15 protein-coding genes are annotated in these 17,459 nt (G+C 49.5%); 14 read left to right on the plus strand and 1 reads right to left on the minus strand.

The annotated features are described in order from the left end of the window. The 12 genes from BUF15_RS22295 to BUF15_RS22350 form a co-directional block, all read left to right on the plus strand. Nucleotides 1-219 (plus strand): transposase (locus tag BUF15_RS22295; RefSeq protein WP_200802455.1); only part of this gene is annotated, 219 nt, incomplete at its 5' end. Nucleotides 220-437: 218 nt separating this feature from the next. Further along, a complete protein-coding gene (locus BUF15_RS22300; protein ID WP_073615934.1) occupies nucleotides 438-731 on the plus strand; it encodes an antibiotic biosynthesis monooxygenase family protein in 294 nt (97 codons plus the stop codon). A 487-nt stretch (nucleotides 732-1,218) separates the two neighbouring features. Then, entirely contained in the window at nucleotides 1,219-2,736 is a 1,518-nt protein-coding gene (locus BUF15_RS22305; RefSeq protein ID WP_073615937.1) for a TIGR02285 family protein, read from the plus strand. Between the two features lie 25 nt (nucleotides 2,737-2,761). Continuing rightward, nucleotides 2,762-5,026 (plus strand): ATP-binding protein, encoded by a 2,265-nt coding sequence (locus tag BUF15_RS22310; protein WP_073615939.1) that lies wholly within the window; start codon nucleotides 2,762-2,764, stop codon nucleotides 5,024-5,026. A gap of 471 nt (nucleotides 5,027-5,497) precedes the next feature. Further along, entirely contained in the window at nucleotides 5,498-6,802 is a 1,305-nt protein-coding gene (locus BUF15_RS22315) for a thymidine phosphorylase (RefSeq protein ID WP_073615941.1), read from the plus strand. 16 nt (nucleotides 6,803-6,818) lie between these two features. After that, entirely contained in the window at nucleotides 6,819-7,490 is a 672-nt protein-coding gene (gene deoC / locus BUF15_RS22320; protein WP_073615943.1) for a deoxyribose-phosphate aldolase, read from the plus strand. Continuing rightward, on the plus strand, nucleotides 7,487-8,698 hold the full coding sequence (locus BUF15_RS22325) for a phosphopentomutase (protein WP_073615945.1): 1,212 nt from the start codon (nucleotides 7,487-7,489) through the stop codon (nucleotides 8,696-8,698). Before deoC ends, BUF15_RS22325 begins: the two co-directional genes overlap by 4 nt. Further along, the gene (locus BUF15_RS22330) at nucleotides 8,695-9,702 is read left to right on the plus strand and encodes a BMP family lipoprotein (protein ID WP_073615947.1); all 1,008 of its coding nucleotides are present in this window, start codon (nucleotides 8,695-8,697) and stop codon (nucleotides 9,700-9,702) included. Before BUF15_RS22325 ends, BUF15_RS22330 begins: the two co-directional genes overlap by 4 nt. Nucleotides 9,703-9,824: 122 nt before the next feature. Further along, nucleotides 9,825-11,321, plus strand: a complete 1,497-nt coding sequence (locus BUF15_RS22335; RefSeq protein WP_073616011.1) for an ABC transporter ATP-binding protein — start codon at nucleotides 9,825-9,827, stop codon at nucleotides 11,319-11,321. Between the two features lie 3 nt (nucleotides 11,322-11,324). Then, complete coding sequence (locus BUF15_RS22340) at nucleotides 11,325-12,434, plus strand: ABC transporter permease (RefSeq protein ID WP_073615949.1); 1,110 nt, start codon at nucleotides 11,325-11,327, stop codon at nucleotides 12,432-12,434. Between the two features lie 4 nt (nucleotides 12,435-12,438). Next, nucleotides 12,439-13,395, plus strand: a complete 957-nt coding sequence (locus BUF15_RS22345) for an ABC transporter permease (RefSeq protein WP_073615951.1) — start codon at nucleotides 12,439-12,441, stop codon at nucleotides 13,393-13,395. Next, complete coding sequence (locus tag BUF15_RS22350; RefSeq protein ID WP_073615953.1) at nucleotides 13,392-14,222, plus strand: purine-nucleoside phosphorylase; 831 nt, start codon at nucleotides 13,392-13,394, stop codon at nucleotides 14,220-14,222. Before BUF15_RS22345 ends, BUF15_RS22350 begins: the two co-directional genes overlap by 4 nt. 193 nt (nucleotides 14,223-14,415) lie before the next feature. On the opposite strand, the gene BUF15_RS22355 is transcribed toward BUF15_RS22350, so the two are convergent. Further along, nucleotides 14,416-15,210 carry an IclR family transcriptional regulator gene (locus BUF15_RS22355; RefSeq protein ID WP_073615955.1) on the minus strand — a complete coding sequence of 265 codons (795 nt, stop codon included), beginning with the start codon at nucleotides 15,208-15,210 and terminating at the stop codon, nucleotides 14,416-14,418. A 667-nt stretch (nucleotides 15,211-15,877) separates the two neighbouring features. Here BUF15_RS22355 and BUF15_RS22360 point away from each other — a divergent pair. Both BUF15_RS22360 and BUF15_RS22365 read left to right on the plus strand, forming a co-directional pair. Beyond that, nucleotides 15,878-16,930, plus strand: coding sequence for a TRAP transporter substrate-binding protein (locus tag BUF15_RS22360; protein WP_073615957.1), 1,053 nt, complete (start codon nucleotides 15,878-15,880; stop codon nucleotides 16,928-16,930). A gap of 123 nt (nucleotides 16,931-17,053) precedes the next feature. Further along, on the plus strand, nucleotides 17,054-17,458 hold the full coding sequence (locus tag BUF15_RS22365; RefSeq protein ID WP_159441355.1) for a TRAP transporter small permease: 405 nt from the start codon (nucleotides 17,054-17,056) through the stop codon (nucleotides 17,456-17,458). Nucleotide 17,459: the final 1 nt, after the last annotated feature.

Below are 17,459 nucleotides of genomic sequence, written 5' to 3' on the forward strand. Positions count from 1 at the left end.
TATGCTGTGTCCCAGGTGGTTGGGTGTATGAAAGGAAAGAGCGCAATCCACATTGCACGAAACTACCTTGGGCAGAAGAAGAACTACAGTGGGATGCACTTTTGGGCACGGGGTTATTTTGTCTCAACTGTCGGCACCGACGAAGAGGTTGTTCGGGCATATATCCGGGAACAAGAAAAAGAAGACCATCGTGTCGAACAGCTATCGCTCTTTAAATAAGCGACCACCCAATGGTGGTCAGTAAATTTGTTTAACATACCGCTTTGAGCGGTCCAAAATCTAAAGCCACCGGCTTTGCCGGTGGATACTTACTCCCTCATTGATCCAACCATTTGGCATTTGCCTGATCCAGTGATACACTACTCATGTTTTCAGAGAAGTGCTTTTCGCCGAGCCAAGGAAACCAGTCCAGAAAACATCATCTCAGGGGGAATTTCATGTATGTCAAAGTAATCAGTCGCAGGGTATTCAGGGTTTCGCAGAAGGAGAAGCTGATTCCCTTGTTGAAAAATCTTCAGGAACTGGCTCAAAACAGCCGGGGGTTCATCTCGAGATCGACCTATTCAAGTCTCAACGATCCCGGAGAATATATCGTCATCAGCGAATGGAAGACTGCCGACGACTGGATAGAGTGGATGAGTAACAACGATGTCCAGAAAATCCAGTGGGAGATCGATTCGCTCATTGGCGAAAAGACATTTTTTGATGTGTACCGGCCGGAAGATTTTTAGGAAACAGATGCGGGATATAATTTTGGTTTTGTATCGCTCGTCAGGGTCGTCCAGTTTCAATTTTTCCAGAGCTATCTGAGTGCGATCCTCCAAGGTCTCCCCTGTTCCATACTCCGCATAGATCCAAAGGGGCGGCATTGACTCTCGCCCGGTACAGCAGAGATTTCTTCTTTTACAGGCCTGTAGCGTCAGCTCTCTGCGTGAGAGCATAACTAGACTCAAGATGTGTCTTGAGTATTCAAAAATTGCCACGTGCCTTGCCTTTGAGATAGTACGTGGCAGTAATTTGACGCCCATATTGAAGACCTAACACCTTTTGTGATGATTTTATTATCTTAAACGAAGAGCTCTGGATGGAATGCAGGCTCTATTAATTCAGTACTTTTTCCTGTACCCTTATAGGAGATTATTCGTCAGCTCTCGAACCCTGTGGGAACTGTAAAGCCCGTAGGCAGTGATATGGGACATTTTGTCAGAGGAAAAGCCGATGAATCGAAAAATACTCCTCGTGTTAGCTATGCTCGGCATTGTATGGCCCTGCATTACCCTGGCAAAGGATACAATTTATTGGCAGAAGGTTCACTGGCCCCCTTATCAGATCCTGCATGGAGAGGATGCCGGCAAGGGAAGGTTTGATGTCTATATCAACCTGTTCCAGGCGCAGCTTCCCCAGTATGAGCATCAAAATATCGAGATGAACTGGTCGCGGTTCTGGGAAGATATTAAAGCCGGGAAGCACGTGCTCAACAGCATGGCTATCAAAACCGATCAGCGAACCGAAATAGCCGTATTTTCACAAGTCATCTCATTTGCCCTCCCTCATCGCATCATCATGAAACGCTCAACCCTTGAACAGTTGGGTAACCCTGAGTCAGTTGCATTAGCAGATTTTATCAAAGACAAACGATTCCACGGCATCCTGGAGCCAACGCGCTCCTACTCTGCACAACTCGATGACATTCTGGATAAGGGCGGTGCTGATGCCAACTTTGACCGGAAAGCCCTGGCCATTGAAAATATTGTGAAAATGATCCTGGCCGGCCGTGTTGACTATACTATTGAATACCCAGTTGTTGTGGACTATCTGGTGAATACCCAGCAGCTGCAAGGTGAACAATCCCTTGGCAGCGTCCGCATCGCTGAATTGCCCCGGTACATTCCTGCATACATTGCCGCCCCGAAAACCCCATGGGGCTTTGCGGTGATTCACGATATCGACACAATGATTGATGGCTTGAAACGCACACCTCAATATCTGGAAATACAAAAGATGTACCATTCCGACCCAGGAGAACTGGACGAGATCCAGAAAATTTATGATGAGCTGATCCTCGGAGGACACAGGTCTGTAACACTTTCAGGAGAGGACGTCCCAATCCATTTAGCAGCAAGAGAGGTACTGCGAGAAGCGTACATGCGCATTGGCTATGACGTGCAATTTCAACATCTTCCAGCAAAAAGATCACTTGAATTCGCAAACCTTGGCAAGACAGACGGCGATATCGCCCGAATTAAGGGGACGGAAACGGTCTATCCAAACTTGATCGCCGTACCTTCCCCGGTAATACAGTTTGAAGGCATGGCGTATACAAAATCCGTAACGCGAAAAATCAGCAGCTGGAGCGATCTTAAAGGGTTGAAAATTGGTGTGATTCGAGGCGAACGCTATTCAACGATCGGCACAGAAGGCATGAATCCGTTTTTTGCTGAGAATATGCACCACATGTTCAAGCTCCTGGCAGACCGACGCATTGAAATAGCCGTGGCGGGACGGCGATCAGGACAAATGGTCATTCAGAAATATTTCCCAGACAGTGGCATTCATGCTGTCGGCCAGCCGTTGTATGCCAGACCGCTCTTCCATTTTGTCCATAAAAGAAACAAAGACCTGGCAGACAAGCTCGATGTCGTCCTTGCGGATATGGCCACGCAAGGGGAAATCGAGACCATTGTCGACCAGGCATTTCAGAAAATGTTGAGCGACGGACAGGATATGTTCGAATAATTTTCCTGGCCCCAAGGGGAGCCTCGTGCGTTTATTGCCCAAACCAAGAAGCATTCGACAGCGTTTTACCTACAACCTCGCCGCAGTGGTTGGGGGAACTTTTGTCATTTTATCCGTCATATTTATTGCTTACACTAGCAGGTCTCTTGAGAAAGATCTGCAATTGCAGCTCAATAGCCTGTCGCGGCTGGCGGTCAATGGGCTTTCCAGCGCCTTGTGGCAATATAACCATGAGTATATCGATGATTATCTCGACTCCCTGTTTCATTATGAAGGTGTCGTCTTTGCAAGTGTCTATGCAGAAAATCAATTGGTAAAGCAAAAGGCAAGAAGAGGTTTAGAAGAAAAGGGTTTCGATTATTTCACATCATCCAGCTCGTTTCTCACACAACAGGCGGATATTTTGTACCAGGGGCTTGTGATCGGAAAACTCCATCTTGCTCTATCCCGTGAAGGTGTTAAGCGTATTGTGATGCAAAGCAGTGGCATCGCTATTCTTGTCCTTTCCTTTATCATTTCAGGAATATTTGCCACCATGTTTGTTCTGTCCAGGAAGTATCTGTTTCAGCCCCTGGCACGCCTGGAGAGTTCGGCGCGATCAATCTCAATGGGGCGCCTCGACACGGAAATTGATACCAGCAGTGAAGATGAGATTGGAAATTTGGCACGTGTTCTTGACCGGATGATCAAGGAATTGACGACGACCATGGCGTCACGCGACGAGCTCGAAGCTGAAGTGATTGAGCGAAAGAAAATGGAAGGTTTGCTCAGAAACAGGGAGCAGCTCTTAAACGAGATGGGGAGAATTGCGAGGATCGGCGGCTGGGAGCATGATCTCATTGGGCGGCGCACTGTCTGGACAGAAGAAATATATCGCATCATGGAATTGGATGAAGACTCCACCTCTTCACCTAATGAGCATTTGGACTATTACCCGCCAAAAGACCGTGAGGTGCTTCAGCAGGCATACCAGCGAGCCATTGAAACCGGAGAACCGTTTGATCTTGAATTGCAATGCAACACAGCCAAGGAGCAACTTTTCTGGGCACGTATAATCGGGCATCCCGAGTTTCTGCATAATCGGTGCGTTCGAGTCAAAGGGACGTTTCAGGACATCACCGATCGAAAGCAACTCGAGATTACTCTTCGGCAAGCGCAAAAAATGGAATCGATCGGAACTCTTGCTGGCGGTATTGCCCACGATTTCAACAATATTCTTGCGGCTGTTCTGGGTTACGCAGAATTGATAAAGCTGGATTGCGAACCAGGGTCGCCTATGAAACAGCATATCGACAGGGTTGTCGAGGCAGGCCAAAGAGCTAAAGAGCTGGTCAAGCAGATTCTTGCCTTTAGCCGCCAGACAGAGACCGAGGAGAGTGTTCTGCAACCGGCTGTGATTATAAATGAAGCGGTGAAAATGCTTCGATCATCACTTCCCACTACAATTGACATTCAGTTTGATATCACCCCGGAGGTAGGGCAGGTTGTAGCTGATCCCACCAAGATTCATCAAATATTGACCAATCTCTGCACCAATGCCTTCCACGCCATGGAAGCAACAGGAGGGACGCTGACCATTTCGCTGAAAAACAAAGAGCTCTCCGTATCAGATATGATTGGTTATCCGCAGGTACATCCTGGGCATTTTGTCCAGATTTCAGTTAGTGATACAGGCATTGGTATTGCCCCGGAAATCATGGATAAAATTTTCGATCCGTATTTCACCACGAAAGAAGTTGGCAAAGGGACAGGATTGGGCCTGGCCATTACCCATGGAATAGTACAACGCGCGGGTGGGTTTATCTCCTGTAAAAGTATTCCCGGTGAGGGGACGACTTTTCATGTTTATCTGCCTATCCATGAAGATGAGCGCTTACCTGAGGCTGAAAAAGAATCTGCAGACCTCATCCAGGGCGGTCATGAACGTATATTTTTTATTGACGATGAGCAGGTCTTGGCTGAATTGGGAAAAAACATGCTGGAGAGGCTTGGCTATACGGTAACAATAGAGACAAGCAGCACTGATGCCTTGGAAACCATACGCAAGCAGCCTGATCAGTTCGACCTGATCATAACCGATCAGACTATGCCAGGTATGACCGGAAGTGATCTTGCACGTCGCATATTACAGATACGGCCTGCAATGCCCATAATCATCTGCACAGGTTTCAGCAGCCAGATCACAGAGGAAAAATCGAAAATGATAGGGATCAAAGGATTTGCGATGAAGCCGCTGGCGACAAAAGACATTGCCAGCCTCATCAGGAGAGTACTTGATGAGAAAAACTGATCTCAATTGCCCATAAAAATGGCATCTTTGATGTATTTCCCTCATGTTTGTTCATCTACGTTCCTTTCCAGGCGTAGAAACTCTTCTCGAAGATTTGGCCGGGAGTGTTGCAGATGTGATAGCCCATCTACCTGATTTAGGGCAGGAAATTTCAACAAAGTATAAAAAACCTCACTTCGCCTGGCTAACCATTTGGAATATATCGGACTAAACCATACGTGTATTAGGCGGCAGCATATGCGGTAGAGATACTGATATTTGTATAGTGCTGCTTCTTCAACGAATTGGTTTCGGATATTCATGTGATCCGGTATAAACGCAATTGATGCGTGAAAATATTGAAAATCATTAGATAACACGATAAATATGACAGGTAGAAACAGCATCAGCCAGGCGGAGATTCAGTTTCATTTCGGGAAAACGTAGAAGAGATGTTGTGTATCCCCGAAAGAAATATAAAAAAAGGGAAACATGCACTTCGTCGATCTTATTCTTAAAAAACGCAACGGTGGACGTCTATCGGAGGACGAGATACGTTTTTTTGTTTCCGGTTATGTCGAGGGGCGTATCCCTGATTATCAGGCGGCCGCTATGCTGATGGCCATCTGGTTTCAGAAAATGGACGAGCGGGAGACCGCGGATCTGACCTTTGCCATGCGGGACTCCGGAGATACGATTGATCTTTCGGCCATCGCGGGCACCATTGCTGACAAGCATTCCACCGGTGGTGTTGCCGATACCACAACACTGATAACTGCCCCTGTTGTCGCTGCCTGCGGTTTGAAGGTGGCGAAAATGTCCGGTCGGGGCCTCGGTCATACGGGGGGTACCCTCGACAAACTTGATTCGATTCCCGGTTTTTCCACTGAAATAGAGATGGACCGGTTTCGGCACATTGTCGCTGATTGCGGCCTGTCGATCATCGGCCAGACCAGCGCATTGGTCCCGGCTGACAAAATGCTCTACGCGCTTCGCGATACTACCGGCACGATTGACAATATTTCGCTTATCTCCGCTTCCATCATGAGTAAAAAACTGGCAAGCGGCAGCGACACAATTGTCCTTGATGTCAAGATGGGTAACGGCGCCTTTATGAAGACCAAAAATGACGCCGAATGTCTGGCGCGGGCCATGGTCTCTATCGGCAGGACGGCGGGAAAAAAAGTAGAGGCCTTGGTCAGCGATATGAATCAGCCGCTGGGCAATGCGGTGGGGAACAGCCTCGAAGTTGTGGAGGCGATCGAGGTCCTGAGCGGAAAATACCGGGGTGATCTGTGCGAGGTGTCACTTACCCTTGCGGCCCGCATGCTCCTGCTCTCGGATATGGCAGAAGATGAACAGGCGGCGAGGCAGATGGCAGAGGATGCCCTCGGCTCCGGGCGCGCCCTGGACACACTGGCCGCTATGATAACCGCGCAGGGAGGCGATGCGGGTGTCTGTGCCAATACGTCATTGCTTCCCCGCGCCGCCTCAATGGTATCTGTGACGTCTCCGAAATCAGGTTATATCCGTGAGATTGCTACAGGCGAGATTGGCATGGCGGCACTCTTGCTCGGAGCCGGGCGGGCCACCAAGGCGGATACCATCGATCTTACTGTCGGCATCTGGCTGAAAAAACGGCTCGGCGATTATGTCAATGAGGGCGAGGAACTCGCCATCTTTCATGTAAACGATACTACAAAGCTTGAAGAGGCACGAAGTCGCTTTATAGGCGCGCTGGTGCTGGGCGATAAACCACCGGTTAAAAGACCGCTTATCCATGCCGTCATATCCTGAATAATAAGGAGCAACCATGCAGGCAACACAACTCGCCGGCTATTTCGACCATACCCTACTCAAACCCGCCGTCAGCTCCGAAGAAGTGCAAAAGCTTTGCGAAGAGGCCATCGAATATGGGTTCTACAGTGTCTGCGTCAACCCGATTCACGTTCAACTTGTAAAGAGTATGCTGACGGCGACGCCGGTAAAGGTCTGTTCGGTGGTGGGCTTTCCGCTTGGGGCGAATACCAGTGAAATTAAGGCACAGGAGACCGCCAGGGCGGTGGCGGACGGCGCCGATGAAATTGACATGGTCATCAATGTCGGCGCCTTGAAAGAGGGGGGCTTCGGGCAGGTGGTACATGATATCGAAGGGGTTGTCGCCGCTGCCGGGGGGCGGGTTGTCAAAGTGATCATCGAGACCTGCCTCTTAACGGAAGAAGACAAGGTTACGGCTTGCAAGTTGGCGCAGGCGGCTGGTGCACATTTTGTCAAAACTTCCACCGGTTTCGCCGGAGGAGGTGCCACCGAGGAAGATGTGGCCCTGATCCGTAGAACGGTGGGGGAATCGATGCAGGTGAAGGCCTCGGGCGGGATCAAAACGCTTAATGATGCGAAAAGGATGATTGCTGCGGGAGCTGACCGGTTGGGGGCAAGTGCCGGGGTGTCCATTCTGAAGGAATTGCTGAGCGTCACAGGATCATGAGGGCGGTCCTGCTGGTCATAGACAGTTTCGGTATCGGTGCCCAGCCAGATGCCGCCGAATATGGCGACAGCGGGGCCAATACTGCCTTACATATTTGTGAAGCATCGCCCGAAGTGAATTGGCCCAATTTAAGAAAAATGGGGCTTGGAAATTGTGCCGGCCTGCTCGGACACATCCTGCCAGGCTGCGAGCCCGTTGAGCAGCCTAAAGCCAGTTTTGGGGCGTTGGCGGAAGCCTCAAGGGGCAAGGATACCATCACCGGACACTGGGAACTGGCGGGGGTGAAGCTGGATCCGCCTTTTCAGACCTTTCCTCTCAGCTATCCATCCTTTCCTGCCGAATTGCTCGACCGGCTGAGCTCCAGATGCGGCCATGCCATACTCGGTAACCGGGGCGGCTCGGGGACCACCATCATAGAGGAGCTGGGGCCCCGCCATCTGGCCGGTGAAGGTATTATCGTCTACACCTCGGCCGATTCCGTTTTGCAGATTGCTGCCCATGATGCTGTGGTACCTGTCGCTGAACTCCATGCCATTTGCGTAATTGCCAGAGAACTCGCCGATCCTTACCGGATCGGCAGGGTCATCGCCCGACCCTTTACCGGCCAACCAGGCAGTTTCACCCGCACGGCCGCAAGAAGGGACTTTTCCATGCAGCCGCCAACCAGAACTGTTTTAGAGCTGCTTTTTGACAATGGTGTTGAAACGGTCGCCATAGGCAAGATCGGAGACATCTTTTCGGAGCAGGGGATTCGCGTCAGTCATCATGATCGTGGCAATGTTGCCTGTCTTGACCGCCTGCAGTCAGTGCTTGCTGCTTCCTGTCAATGCGATCAGTTTATCTTCGTCAACCTGATCGATACCGATATGCTCTATGGTCACCGGCGGGATATCCGTGGCTATCACGATTCCGTTGCCTCGATTGATTCACGATTACCGGAGATCCTGAGTCTGTTGGCCGACGATGATCTTCTGCTGATCAGCGCCGATCATGGCTGCGACCCAGGATTTCCTGGAACGGATCATACCCGGGAGTATGTGCCGTTGCTGGCGTTTTGCCGCAAATTCAAACCAACCAATCTTGGTGTACGAAAAAGTTTAACCGATGTGGCCGAGAGTGTTGCCCGATTCTTCGGGCTTGCCTCTCCGGCAATGGGGACGTCGTTTGTAAAGTCCGATAATAATCAAGAACAAGGAGAGAGCTCATGAGGAAGACAATCGCGTTATGTGCGGCCGGTCTGTTGACGGTGATGGTCGGTTTTGCCGGCCCGGCGGTGGGCGAAGGGGTGTCTGTCGGAATGGTCACTGATGTCGGTGGGGTGAATGACCAGTCGTTCAACCAATCGGCATGGGAGGGACTGCAGCGAGCCGAGAAGGAACTTGGTGCCAAGATCGGTTATAAAGAGTCCAAACAGGACGCCGACTATGCACCAAACCTCGAGACCCTCACTGACGCGGGCTATGACCTCATCTGGGGTATTGGCTTTTTGATGGGTGATGCGGTCAAGTCGACTGCCCAGGTTAACCCGGATCAGAAGTATGCTATCGTCGATTTCTGTTATGGTGAAGAGACGCTGCCAAACATTGCCTGTGCTGTCTTCCAGGAAGAACAACCGTCGTTCCTTGTCGGCTATATCGCAGGGAAGATGACAAAAAGCAACAAAGTTGGTTTTGTCGGCGGTATTAAATTTCCGGTTATCGAGAAGTTTGAGTATGGCTATATGGCTGGCGTGAAGATGGCCAATCCCGATGTGGAAGTGCTCCGTCAGTATGCTGAATCCTTCACCGATGCCGCGAAAGGCAAGGCGATTACCACCAATATGCTCCAACAGGGTGCGGATATTGTCTTTCATGCGGCCGGCGGTGTCGGCGATGGCGTGATTGAAGCCGCCAAAGAGCGAAAGCAGTGGGCGATCGGTGTGGATAAGGATCAGAACTACCTTGCCCCCGACAACGTCCTGACCTCTGCCATGAAACGGGTGGACAACGCTCTGTTTAGTATGGCTGCGGATCTGCAGGAAGGTAAATTCGAGGGCGGTAAAGCCGTTGTCTACAACCTTTCCAACGAGGGCGTGGGCATCGCTCCAACTACGGGTAAACATGTTCCACCGGAGATTCTTGCCGAAGTGGACAGCTTGATCGCCAAAATCAAGGCGGGTGAGATTGTGGTTCCCGCCACAGAAGCAGACTACAACAGCTTTATGAAAAAATGATAGGCAGCTCAACTTGTCTTGCATAACTGCACTGACCATCGGCCTGTGATTGTGCGGGCCGATGGTTGCCTTACAAGAGGAATACATTGAACGCTATCGATTTTTCACATACGGCTGTTGAGATGACGACGATTACCAAGAAATTTGGTGATTTTGTCGCTAACGACGCCATCAATCTCAAGGTCCATCGGGGCGAAGTGCACGCGCTGTTGGGGGAGAACGGGGCGGGCAAGACTACCCTGATGAATATCCTTTATGGGATATTGCAGCCGACCTCCGGCACGATCAGGATAAATGGTCGGGAGCTTAAGGTAACCGACCCCAATGTTGCCATCCGCCATGGTATCGGCATGGTCCATCAACATTTTATGCTGGTGGAGACCTTTACCGTCACTGAAAACATTGTCCTTGGAAATGAGCCGACGCGCAGTTTCGGAGTGCTGGATATGGAGACGGCCGAACGCGAGGTGGCCGAATTGTCTGAACGGTATGGTCTTGCCGTCGATCCCAAAGCACTGATCCAGGATCTTTCAGTGGGCAGTCAGCAGCGAGTGGAAATATTGAAAACCCTTTATCGTGGGGCCGAGATCCTGATCCTCGATGAGCCGACGGCAGTATTGACACCGCTGGAGATTCAGGAGCTGGTTGGAATTATTCGTAACCTGACCGAGGCCGGAAAGTCGATAATTATCATCACACACAAGCTAGGCGAGATCAAGCAGGTAGCCGATTTCTGCACCATTATCCGGCGCGGCCTTCATGTTGATACGGTGGATGTGAACACCGTAAGCGAAGCGGAACTGGCGGCCAAGATGGTGGGGAGGGAGGTGAGTTTCAAGGTAGAGAAAAAGAAGCAGGTTCCAGGTGAAACGATTTTAGAAATTCAAGGGCTGTGCGTTGAAGGCGGCAGAGGCCTCCCGGCCGTTGACGGGCTCGATCTTAAGCTGCGTAAAGGCGAAATCCTCGGGATTGCCGGCGTGGACGGCAACGGGCAGAGTGAACTGATCGAGGCGCTGACAGGGCTTCGCAAGGTGAAAAGTGGTTCTATTATCATGCGGGGAAAAAACATTACCAATCTCTCACCCGGTAAAATCATCGAGGAACATAAAATTGCCCATATTCCGGAAGACCGTCAAAAGAGGGGGCTGGTCTTCGAGTTTGATATTGCCGAGAACCTGATCTTGCAAAGTTATGGTAAGCCGCCATTTTCCAAAAGGTTTTCGCTGTTATGGGACAATATTTACCAAAACGCTGAACGGTTGATTGAAAAATTTGATATCCGCCCGCAGCACCCGGCCACCCCAGCACGAGCGTTGTCGGGCGGTAACCAGCAGAAGATGATTATTGCCCGTGAGGTTTCCCACGAGCCGGAACTGTTGATCGCGGCTCAGCCGACACGCGGCCTTGATGTGGGGGCTATCGAGTATGTACACAGAGCTTTGGTGGCGGAGCGCGATAGAGGGAAAGCGGTACTCCTCATCTCCTTTGAACTCGATGAAGTACTAAATGTTTCCGATCGGATCGCGGTGATCTATGAGGGCAAAATTGTCGGGATTCTTGATGCCGAGGGTGTCGATGAAAACGAGGTGGGGCTACTGATGGCGGGAGGAACGGCTTAAATCATGATTTCAGGACGATTGAAAGCATTGTTTCTGCGTGGACCCATCGGATTGACGGTGGTCTCCATCATCTTGGGCTTTACGGTAGGGGGCATTGTCCTCGTGGTTGCGGGTTTCAACCCGTTTGAGGCGTACGGGGCTATCTTGAAGGGAACCTTTTCCAAACCCAAGTATATCGCTTACGTCATCATCTACGCTACGCCCCTGATCATGACCGGGTTGTCTGTAGCCTTTGCCATGAGGACCGGTCTCTTTAATATCGGGGCGGAAGGGCAGTTTATCGTAGGGGCGATGGTGGCGGCCATGGCTGGCTATGCGTTGCATTTGCCGATCTGGCTGCATGTGCCGCTTTGCCTGTTGCTGGCGATGATGGCCGCTGCTCTCTGGGGTGGCCTGGCAGGCTATATAAAAGCCAGATTTGGGGTACATGAGGTTATCTCGACTATCATGCTCAACTGGACAGCGTTCTATCTCTCTAACTGGTCGCTCACCTTGAGTGGTTTCGGTAAGCCGGGAACCGGCAAGTCCTTCACCATTCAGGAGACCGCGCGAATTGATCTGTTCAGCCAGTGGAAAATTTCCAAAGAGGGCATCCAGTTCATCCGCAGTCACGAGTATCTGGGCGATGTGCTGAAAGCGCCGGTGAATCTGGGAATCGTGGTGGCGATTGTACTGGCATTGCTGGTCTGGTACATCCTCAACAGAACCACACTGGGTTATGAGTTGCGCGCTGTGGGCTTTAACCCCCATGCCGCAGAATATGGCGGTATCAATGTCAAAAGAAGCATTGTCACCTCAATGTCCATTGCCGGAGGGTTGGCAGGCGCTGCCGGGGCCCTGCAGGTAATGGGGGTAAGCCACAAGATTGCCAAGCTGGCGGTTATGGAAGGCTATGGTTTTGATGGTATTGCGGTGGCACTTATCGGCAACAACAGTGGTCCCGGTTCGGTTCTGGCCGGTTTCCTGTTCGGCGGCCTGAAATATGGGGGCTCGAAGATTCAGGATGCGGTAGGGGCACCGACTGAGGTTATCAGTATCGTGGTGGGCACCATTATCCTGTTTATCGCGATGCCGAAGCTGATCCAGACACTGTTGAAATTCAAAAAGGGTTGACAGCATGGAGCTCATTATTCAGGATATCGGCTTTATCATCGGGACGACCCTGATGTACGCAACCCCTTTGATTTTCACAGCGCTTGGGGGCGTTATCACCGAACGGTCCGGTGTCGTGAACATCGGCCTGGAAGGGATGATGTTTTTTGGGGCCTTTGTCGGGGCGGCCGTCGCGTATTTTTCAGGGAGTCCCTGGCTTGGGCTGTTGTGTGCAGCGTTTGGGGGGACATTCTGGGGCCTGATCCATGCCATCGCCTGTGTTTCATTTCGCGCGGAACAGATTGTTTCCGGTATCGCTATCAATTTTCTCGGTGCTGGCAGTGCGCTTTTTATCAGTCGTCTGGTTTTTGATGGCGCAACCCAGACGTTGACGGTGGTAAATAAGATCCCACAGCCACTGGCTTTTCTTTTCGGGGAGGGGAAAATGTTTTCCTCCTCAGGTTTTATGGGGTTAGTGTTCAACCAGTTCGCTACCGTGTACCTCGCCTTTTTCATGGTGGCACTGGTCTGGTTTGTACTCTACAAAACCAGACTGGGAATGCGGGTGCGGGCCGTGGGTGAAAATCCCGAGGCTGCAAATACCCTTGGTATCGACGTTATAAAGATTCGCTATGGGGCGGTTATGATGTCCGGCTTTTTTGCTGGTATGGGTGGTGCTGCCATGTCTATTGCGGTGGTGTCGCGGTTCTCCAATACGCTTATTTCCGGTCATGGGTTTATTGCCCTTGCAGCGATGATCTTCGGAAAGTGGAAGCCGCAGGGGGCTCTGCTTGCCTGTCTTCTTTTTGGTGCGGCAAAAGGGTTCGAAATTTATCTCGGCGCAAAAGGTGTACCGGTCGCGGGAGATGTGCTTGCCATGCTGCCCTATGTTCTTACGTTGGTGATTCTGGTTAGTTTTGTGGGCAAAACCACGGCACCAGCGGCTATCGGTAAAATTTATGAGAAAGGCGATCACATATGAAGGTGGATCTGAACAGAATTATTGAAGCCGCTGAGTATATACAAAGCGCAATCAGCGGTATTCCAAAGTTCTGTGTGGTGCTTGGTTCCGGCCTGGGTGGTTTTGCCGATAATCTTGAGGAACGGGTGGAAATCCCTTTTTCTGAAATCCCCCATTTCCCTGAATCGACGGTGGAGGGACATAAGGGACGGCTGGTGGTGGGGATGATTGACAATATCTACATTATGGCCATGCAGGGACGCTTTCATTATTATGAAGGCTACTCAATGGCGGAGGTTGCTTTTCCAATCCGCTGCCTTTTGTATCTTAAGGTCGAAAATCTCATCGTTACGAATGCGGCGGGTAGTGTCGATCCCGCAATTACTCCTGGCGATATCATGGTGATTCGCGATCATATTAAGCTGCATGGTGATAGTCCCTTGCGCGGTGTCAATATCGATTCTTTTGGTCCACGGTTCAACGACATGTCCGATCCGTACCCTAAAAGAGTCAGGGAGCTGACGTGTGAATGTGGCAAGGAACTGGGGATTGAGCTGAAAGAGGGCGTCTATTTCTATATGCCGGGCCCGAGTTATGAGACGGCCGGCGAAATCAAGGCCATCAATATCCTTGGCGCCAATGCGGTGGGGATGTCGACGGTGCCGGAAGTGATCGTCGCGGTCCATGGCGGCATGCAGGTTCTTGGGCTTTCGTGTATCACCAACATGGGCACCGGGATGCGTAACCAGGTGGTCGACCATCAGGAGGTCATTGTGCGAGGCGAGGCTTCGGCGGCAAAGCTGATGGCTTTGCTGCGGCTGGTAATCACTCGTTGGCCGACTCTTTGAGCGCTGATCCAGTAGTGGCATCAAGATGGACGTGTGCCGATGTTTCCAGGCTATTATCACGTGTGAAATATCTCGAAAAGCTTCTCCAGCCCTTGGAGGCTTTTGGACGTGGTCAAGGAAGCGTGGCGTCCTTGGTCAAGACAATAGCGAGAAGCAATAAATGTAATTAAATCCAGACACCTATATCGTATTGCTAATCGGCTATGTAGCCTAAGTCTTGAGATATTGCCAAGGCTGCTTCCTTGACCTTTTCGAGCATTTCTTCCTTTACTCCCGGCCTATCCAACAACGACAGCATCATTGTGAACCCCAGTGCAGCTACCACTTTGTTTCGGTAGTCTTTAATCGGTGCTGAAATTCCACCTACGCCATCGAATGCATCTTCTCGCCCCACGTAATATCCTTTTTCCCGAATTTCGGAGAGTACTTTAAGAAAAGAGTCCTTGTCTGTGATGTTAACCTGAGTGTAGGGCCGTAATGGGTCTTTCTTGAGCAGATACTCCTGTTCTTCTCTCGGCAGGTACGCCATTAAAACCATACCTAGCATACCGAAGTGCAGCGGTCTTCTTCGACCAATTTCCGAGGAGACAACCAGAACACCTCCTTTGCCGTCACGTTTGTCAATGTATATCAAATTGTCACCGTGCCTCTCACCAAGAAGGATCGTATGGCCTAGATCATTACGCAACCGTGTGAGGTGAGGTGCGGCAATTTTCCGTAGGGATATTGATGAGAGAGCGACACCCCCTAGTTCGAGTAGTTTTGTTCCAAGTTGGTAGGTTCTGTTACGATCATCATATTTTATGTAGTGTCGACTCATCAGATGAGAAAGCAATCTAATCACTGTTGTTCTGTTCAATTCAGTTTGTTGCACAATCTCATTAAGCGTACGTTCTTTCTGGCTAAACGTAAAACATTCAAGGATATCGATTGCTCGATCCACAGATTGAACAAAATACGTAGGTTTAGTCAGGTCGTTATTTTTCATAGAAATATCCTGGTTTTGACAAAGGATTAGGCAATTTTTCGATTCATATAGAATATGAGTATTTTTCTAAAAAATTCAGACTATTGTTCGCATTTTTCCAAGCTGGGAGATTGTAGGGAAATTCAATTTCGAGCCATTTGAAAGACACAATACAACATCAATACGAAAAACGGTGGATCACCATCGAAGCCAGAACACGAACCCCGCGAAGAGAAAAAAGAAATTTGTGAATATTGGCGCAGTAGGAGTAATTGGGCCGCCAGTTTTGCTTACAAAGCTGCTCCTAAACTCGCAGAGGAAATCCTAATGCTCTTTCATGTGAATAGTCAAACTCTTCTTAAGCGCCACCGGTTTTTCGAATCAGATCAACATAATACTATTTTAAACATGTTGTCCACATTGTGTAGAGCAATATGTACTGATCATTAAGCTGTAATAAATATTATTTATTAAATAGTTGAGAATACTTTATTCTTTTGACTACGTTGCTGTTATTGCGAGTTTTTTTGGTTGACACTCATTGTAAACACTGATAGTGTTTGTTATATGAATAAACGTTCACAATGTGAACAATGCCAAAAGGAGGAGCAAAAAGGTTAATTGACGCTTTGAAGCCTCAGGAAAAGTAATGAGATAACCACTAAACATCGACCTGGAGAGGGGACCAATGAAACAACATCGTTCATTAATCGTCGTGATGGTAATATTCGTTTTTACAGCAATTATTACAATCGCACCGCACCCTACTTACGCGAAAGAGGTTCAATTAACTTACAGTGGTTTTTTTCCTCCAAACCATGTGCAGAGCAAGTTGGCCGAAGCCTGGTGTAAAGAAGTAGAAAAACAGACGGAAGGTAGAGTGAAAATAGCCTACTATCCAGGCCAGACCTTGACCAAAGCAACCCAGACCTATGATGGAGTGTTAACCGGTCTTTCCGATATCGGGTTTTCAATTCTCCAATATAGCCGTGGTAGATTTCCTTTAATGGATTTCATCAATCTGCCCATGGGCTATCCCAGCGGACCGGTCAACACCGCAATCATAAACGAAGTTTACGAAAAATTCGCTCCAGCTGAACTGGACGATGTCAAAGTCCTCTATCTTCACGCCCATGGACCTGGTGTCTTGCACACCAAGAAGCATCAGATACATGAAATGAAGGATTTTAAAGGTTTGAAGTTCCGCTCTCATGGTCCCACGGCAGATATGCTCAAAAACCTGGGAGGGACGCCCAGCGCACTTCCTATGCCGGAACTTTATCAGGCGTTGCAAAAAGGGGTCGTTCAGGGTGGGGTTTGGGATTTCTCTGCGAGCAGTGACTGGAAACTGGCTGAAGTTGTCGACTGTGACATAGTCTGTTCCACCATCTCTTATTCCCTTGGGTTCTTTGTAGTCATGAATAAGGACAAATGGGCAATGATCGATGATTCTGACCAGAAGATTATAGAAAAAATCAATGCTCAATGGTTGCCAAAGCATGGAAAAACGTGGGAAGAGGTCGACAGTCGCGCAATTCAGTACTCCCTCAGTCTAGGAAATACCATTATCGGCATCCCCCCCAAGGAAGCTGCCAAATGGAGGAAAGCCGTCCAACCTGTTATCGACAGTTACATCGAAGAAACCAAAAGCAAAGGATTGCCGGGTAAAGAGGTCATTAAATACGTAGAAAAACGTATTAAAGATGCCGAAAAAGGGAAATTTGAAAGCAAATACCTTTAAGGACACTTTCTGGTAATCCTAATGATTTGGATGCTCCTTCATGGAACCTGAGGTGAAATTATGAGGTATACGAAATGGTTTTCAGATGTACTAAAGAAAATAGCAGGGCTAAGTCTTCTCGGCATGATGCTGCTGACCTGCGCAGACGTCGTTGGCAGTTTTTTTGGCTATCCGATTCTTGGCGTTGAGGAAATGGTAGCTTTGTGGGCATCCATCCTCCTGGCATTTTCACTCCCTGCGGCACACATCGCAAAAACTCATGTGGGAGTGGATTTGCTTTACAGCAAATTCACCCGTCCCATGAAAAAGGTAAACGATATTTTCATCACCTCGGTCAGTTGTGCACTGTTTTTCCTGATTGGCTGGCAATGCTATCAATATGCGTTGGAATTGCGTGCAGCTGGGGAGGTTACGATGACTCTCCAGTTTCCAGCTTATCTGCTCATTTTTGGTGTGGCCTTTGCATTGTTTGTCAAATCGGTAGTGATCTTCTTTGAACTATTAACAGCACTGCAAATGGAGAAATAGA

Source organism: Desulfopila aestuarii DSM 18488 (genome assembly GCF_900143695.1).
GTDB classification, from domain to species: Bacteria; Desulfobacterota; Desulfobulbia; order Desulfobulbales; family Desulfocapsaceae; genus Desulfopila; species Desulfopila aestuarii.

What these genes read in the sequence shown, in the direction of transcription:
- BUF15_RS22300 (WP_073615934.1), top strand. Translation starts at nt 438, where the DNA reads ATGTATGTCAAAGTAATCAGTCGCAGGGTATTCAGGGTTTCGCAGAAG.
- BUF15_RS22305 (WP_073615937.1), top strand. Translation starts at nt 1,219, where the DNA reads ATGAATCGAAAAATACTCCTCGTGTTAGCTATGCTCGGCATTGTATGG.
- BUF15_RS22315 (WP_073615941.1), top strand. Translation starts at nt 5,498, where the DNA reads ATGCACTTCGTCGATCTTATTCTTAAAAAACGCAACGGTGGACGTCTA.
- deoC (WP_073615943.1), top strand. Translation starts at nt 6,819, where the DNA reads ATGCAGGCAACACAACTCGCCGGCTATTTCGACCATACCCTACTCAAA.
- BUF15_RS22325 (WP_073615945.1), top strand. Translation starts at nt 7,487, where the DNA reads ATGAGGGCGGTCCTGCTGGTCATAGACAGTTTCGGTATCGGTGCCCAG.
- BUF15_RS22330 (WP_073615947.1), top strand. Translation starts at nt 8,695, where the DNA reads ATGAGGAAGACAATCGCGTTATGTGCGGCCGGTCTGTTGACGGTGATG.
- BUF15_RS22335 (WP_073616011.1), top strand. Translation starts at nt 9,825, where the DNA reads ATGACGACGATTACCAAGAAATTTGGTGATTTTGTCGCTAACGACGCC.
- BUF15_RS22340 (WP_073615949.1), top strand. Translation starts at nt 11,325, where the DNA reads ATGATTTCAGGACGATTGAAAGCATTGTTTCTGCGTGGACCCATCGGA.
- BUF15_RS22345 (WP_073615951.1), top strand. Translation starts at nt 12,439, where the DNA reads ATGGAGCTCATTATTCAGGATATCGGCTTTATCATCGGGACGACCCTG.
- BUF15_RS22350 (WP_073615953.1), top strand. Translation starts at nt 13,392, where the DNA reads ATGAAGGTGGATCTGAACAGAATTATTGAAGCCGCTGAGTATATACAA.
- BUF15_RS22355 (WP_073615955.1), bottom strand. Translation starts at nt 15,210, where the DNA reads ATGAAAAATAACGACCTGACTAAACCTACGTATTTTGTTCAATCTGTG.
- BUF15_RS22360 (WP_073615957.1), top strand. Translation starts at nt 15,878, where the DNA reads ATGAAACAACATCGTTCATTAATCGTCGTGATGGTAATATTCGTTTTT.
- BUF15_RS22365 (WP_159441355.1), top strand. Translation starts at nt 17,054, where the DNA reads ATGATGCTGCTGACCTGCGCAGACGTCGTTGGCAGTTTTTTTGGCTAT.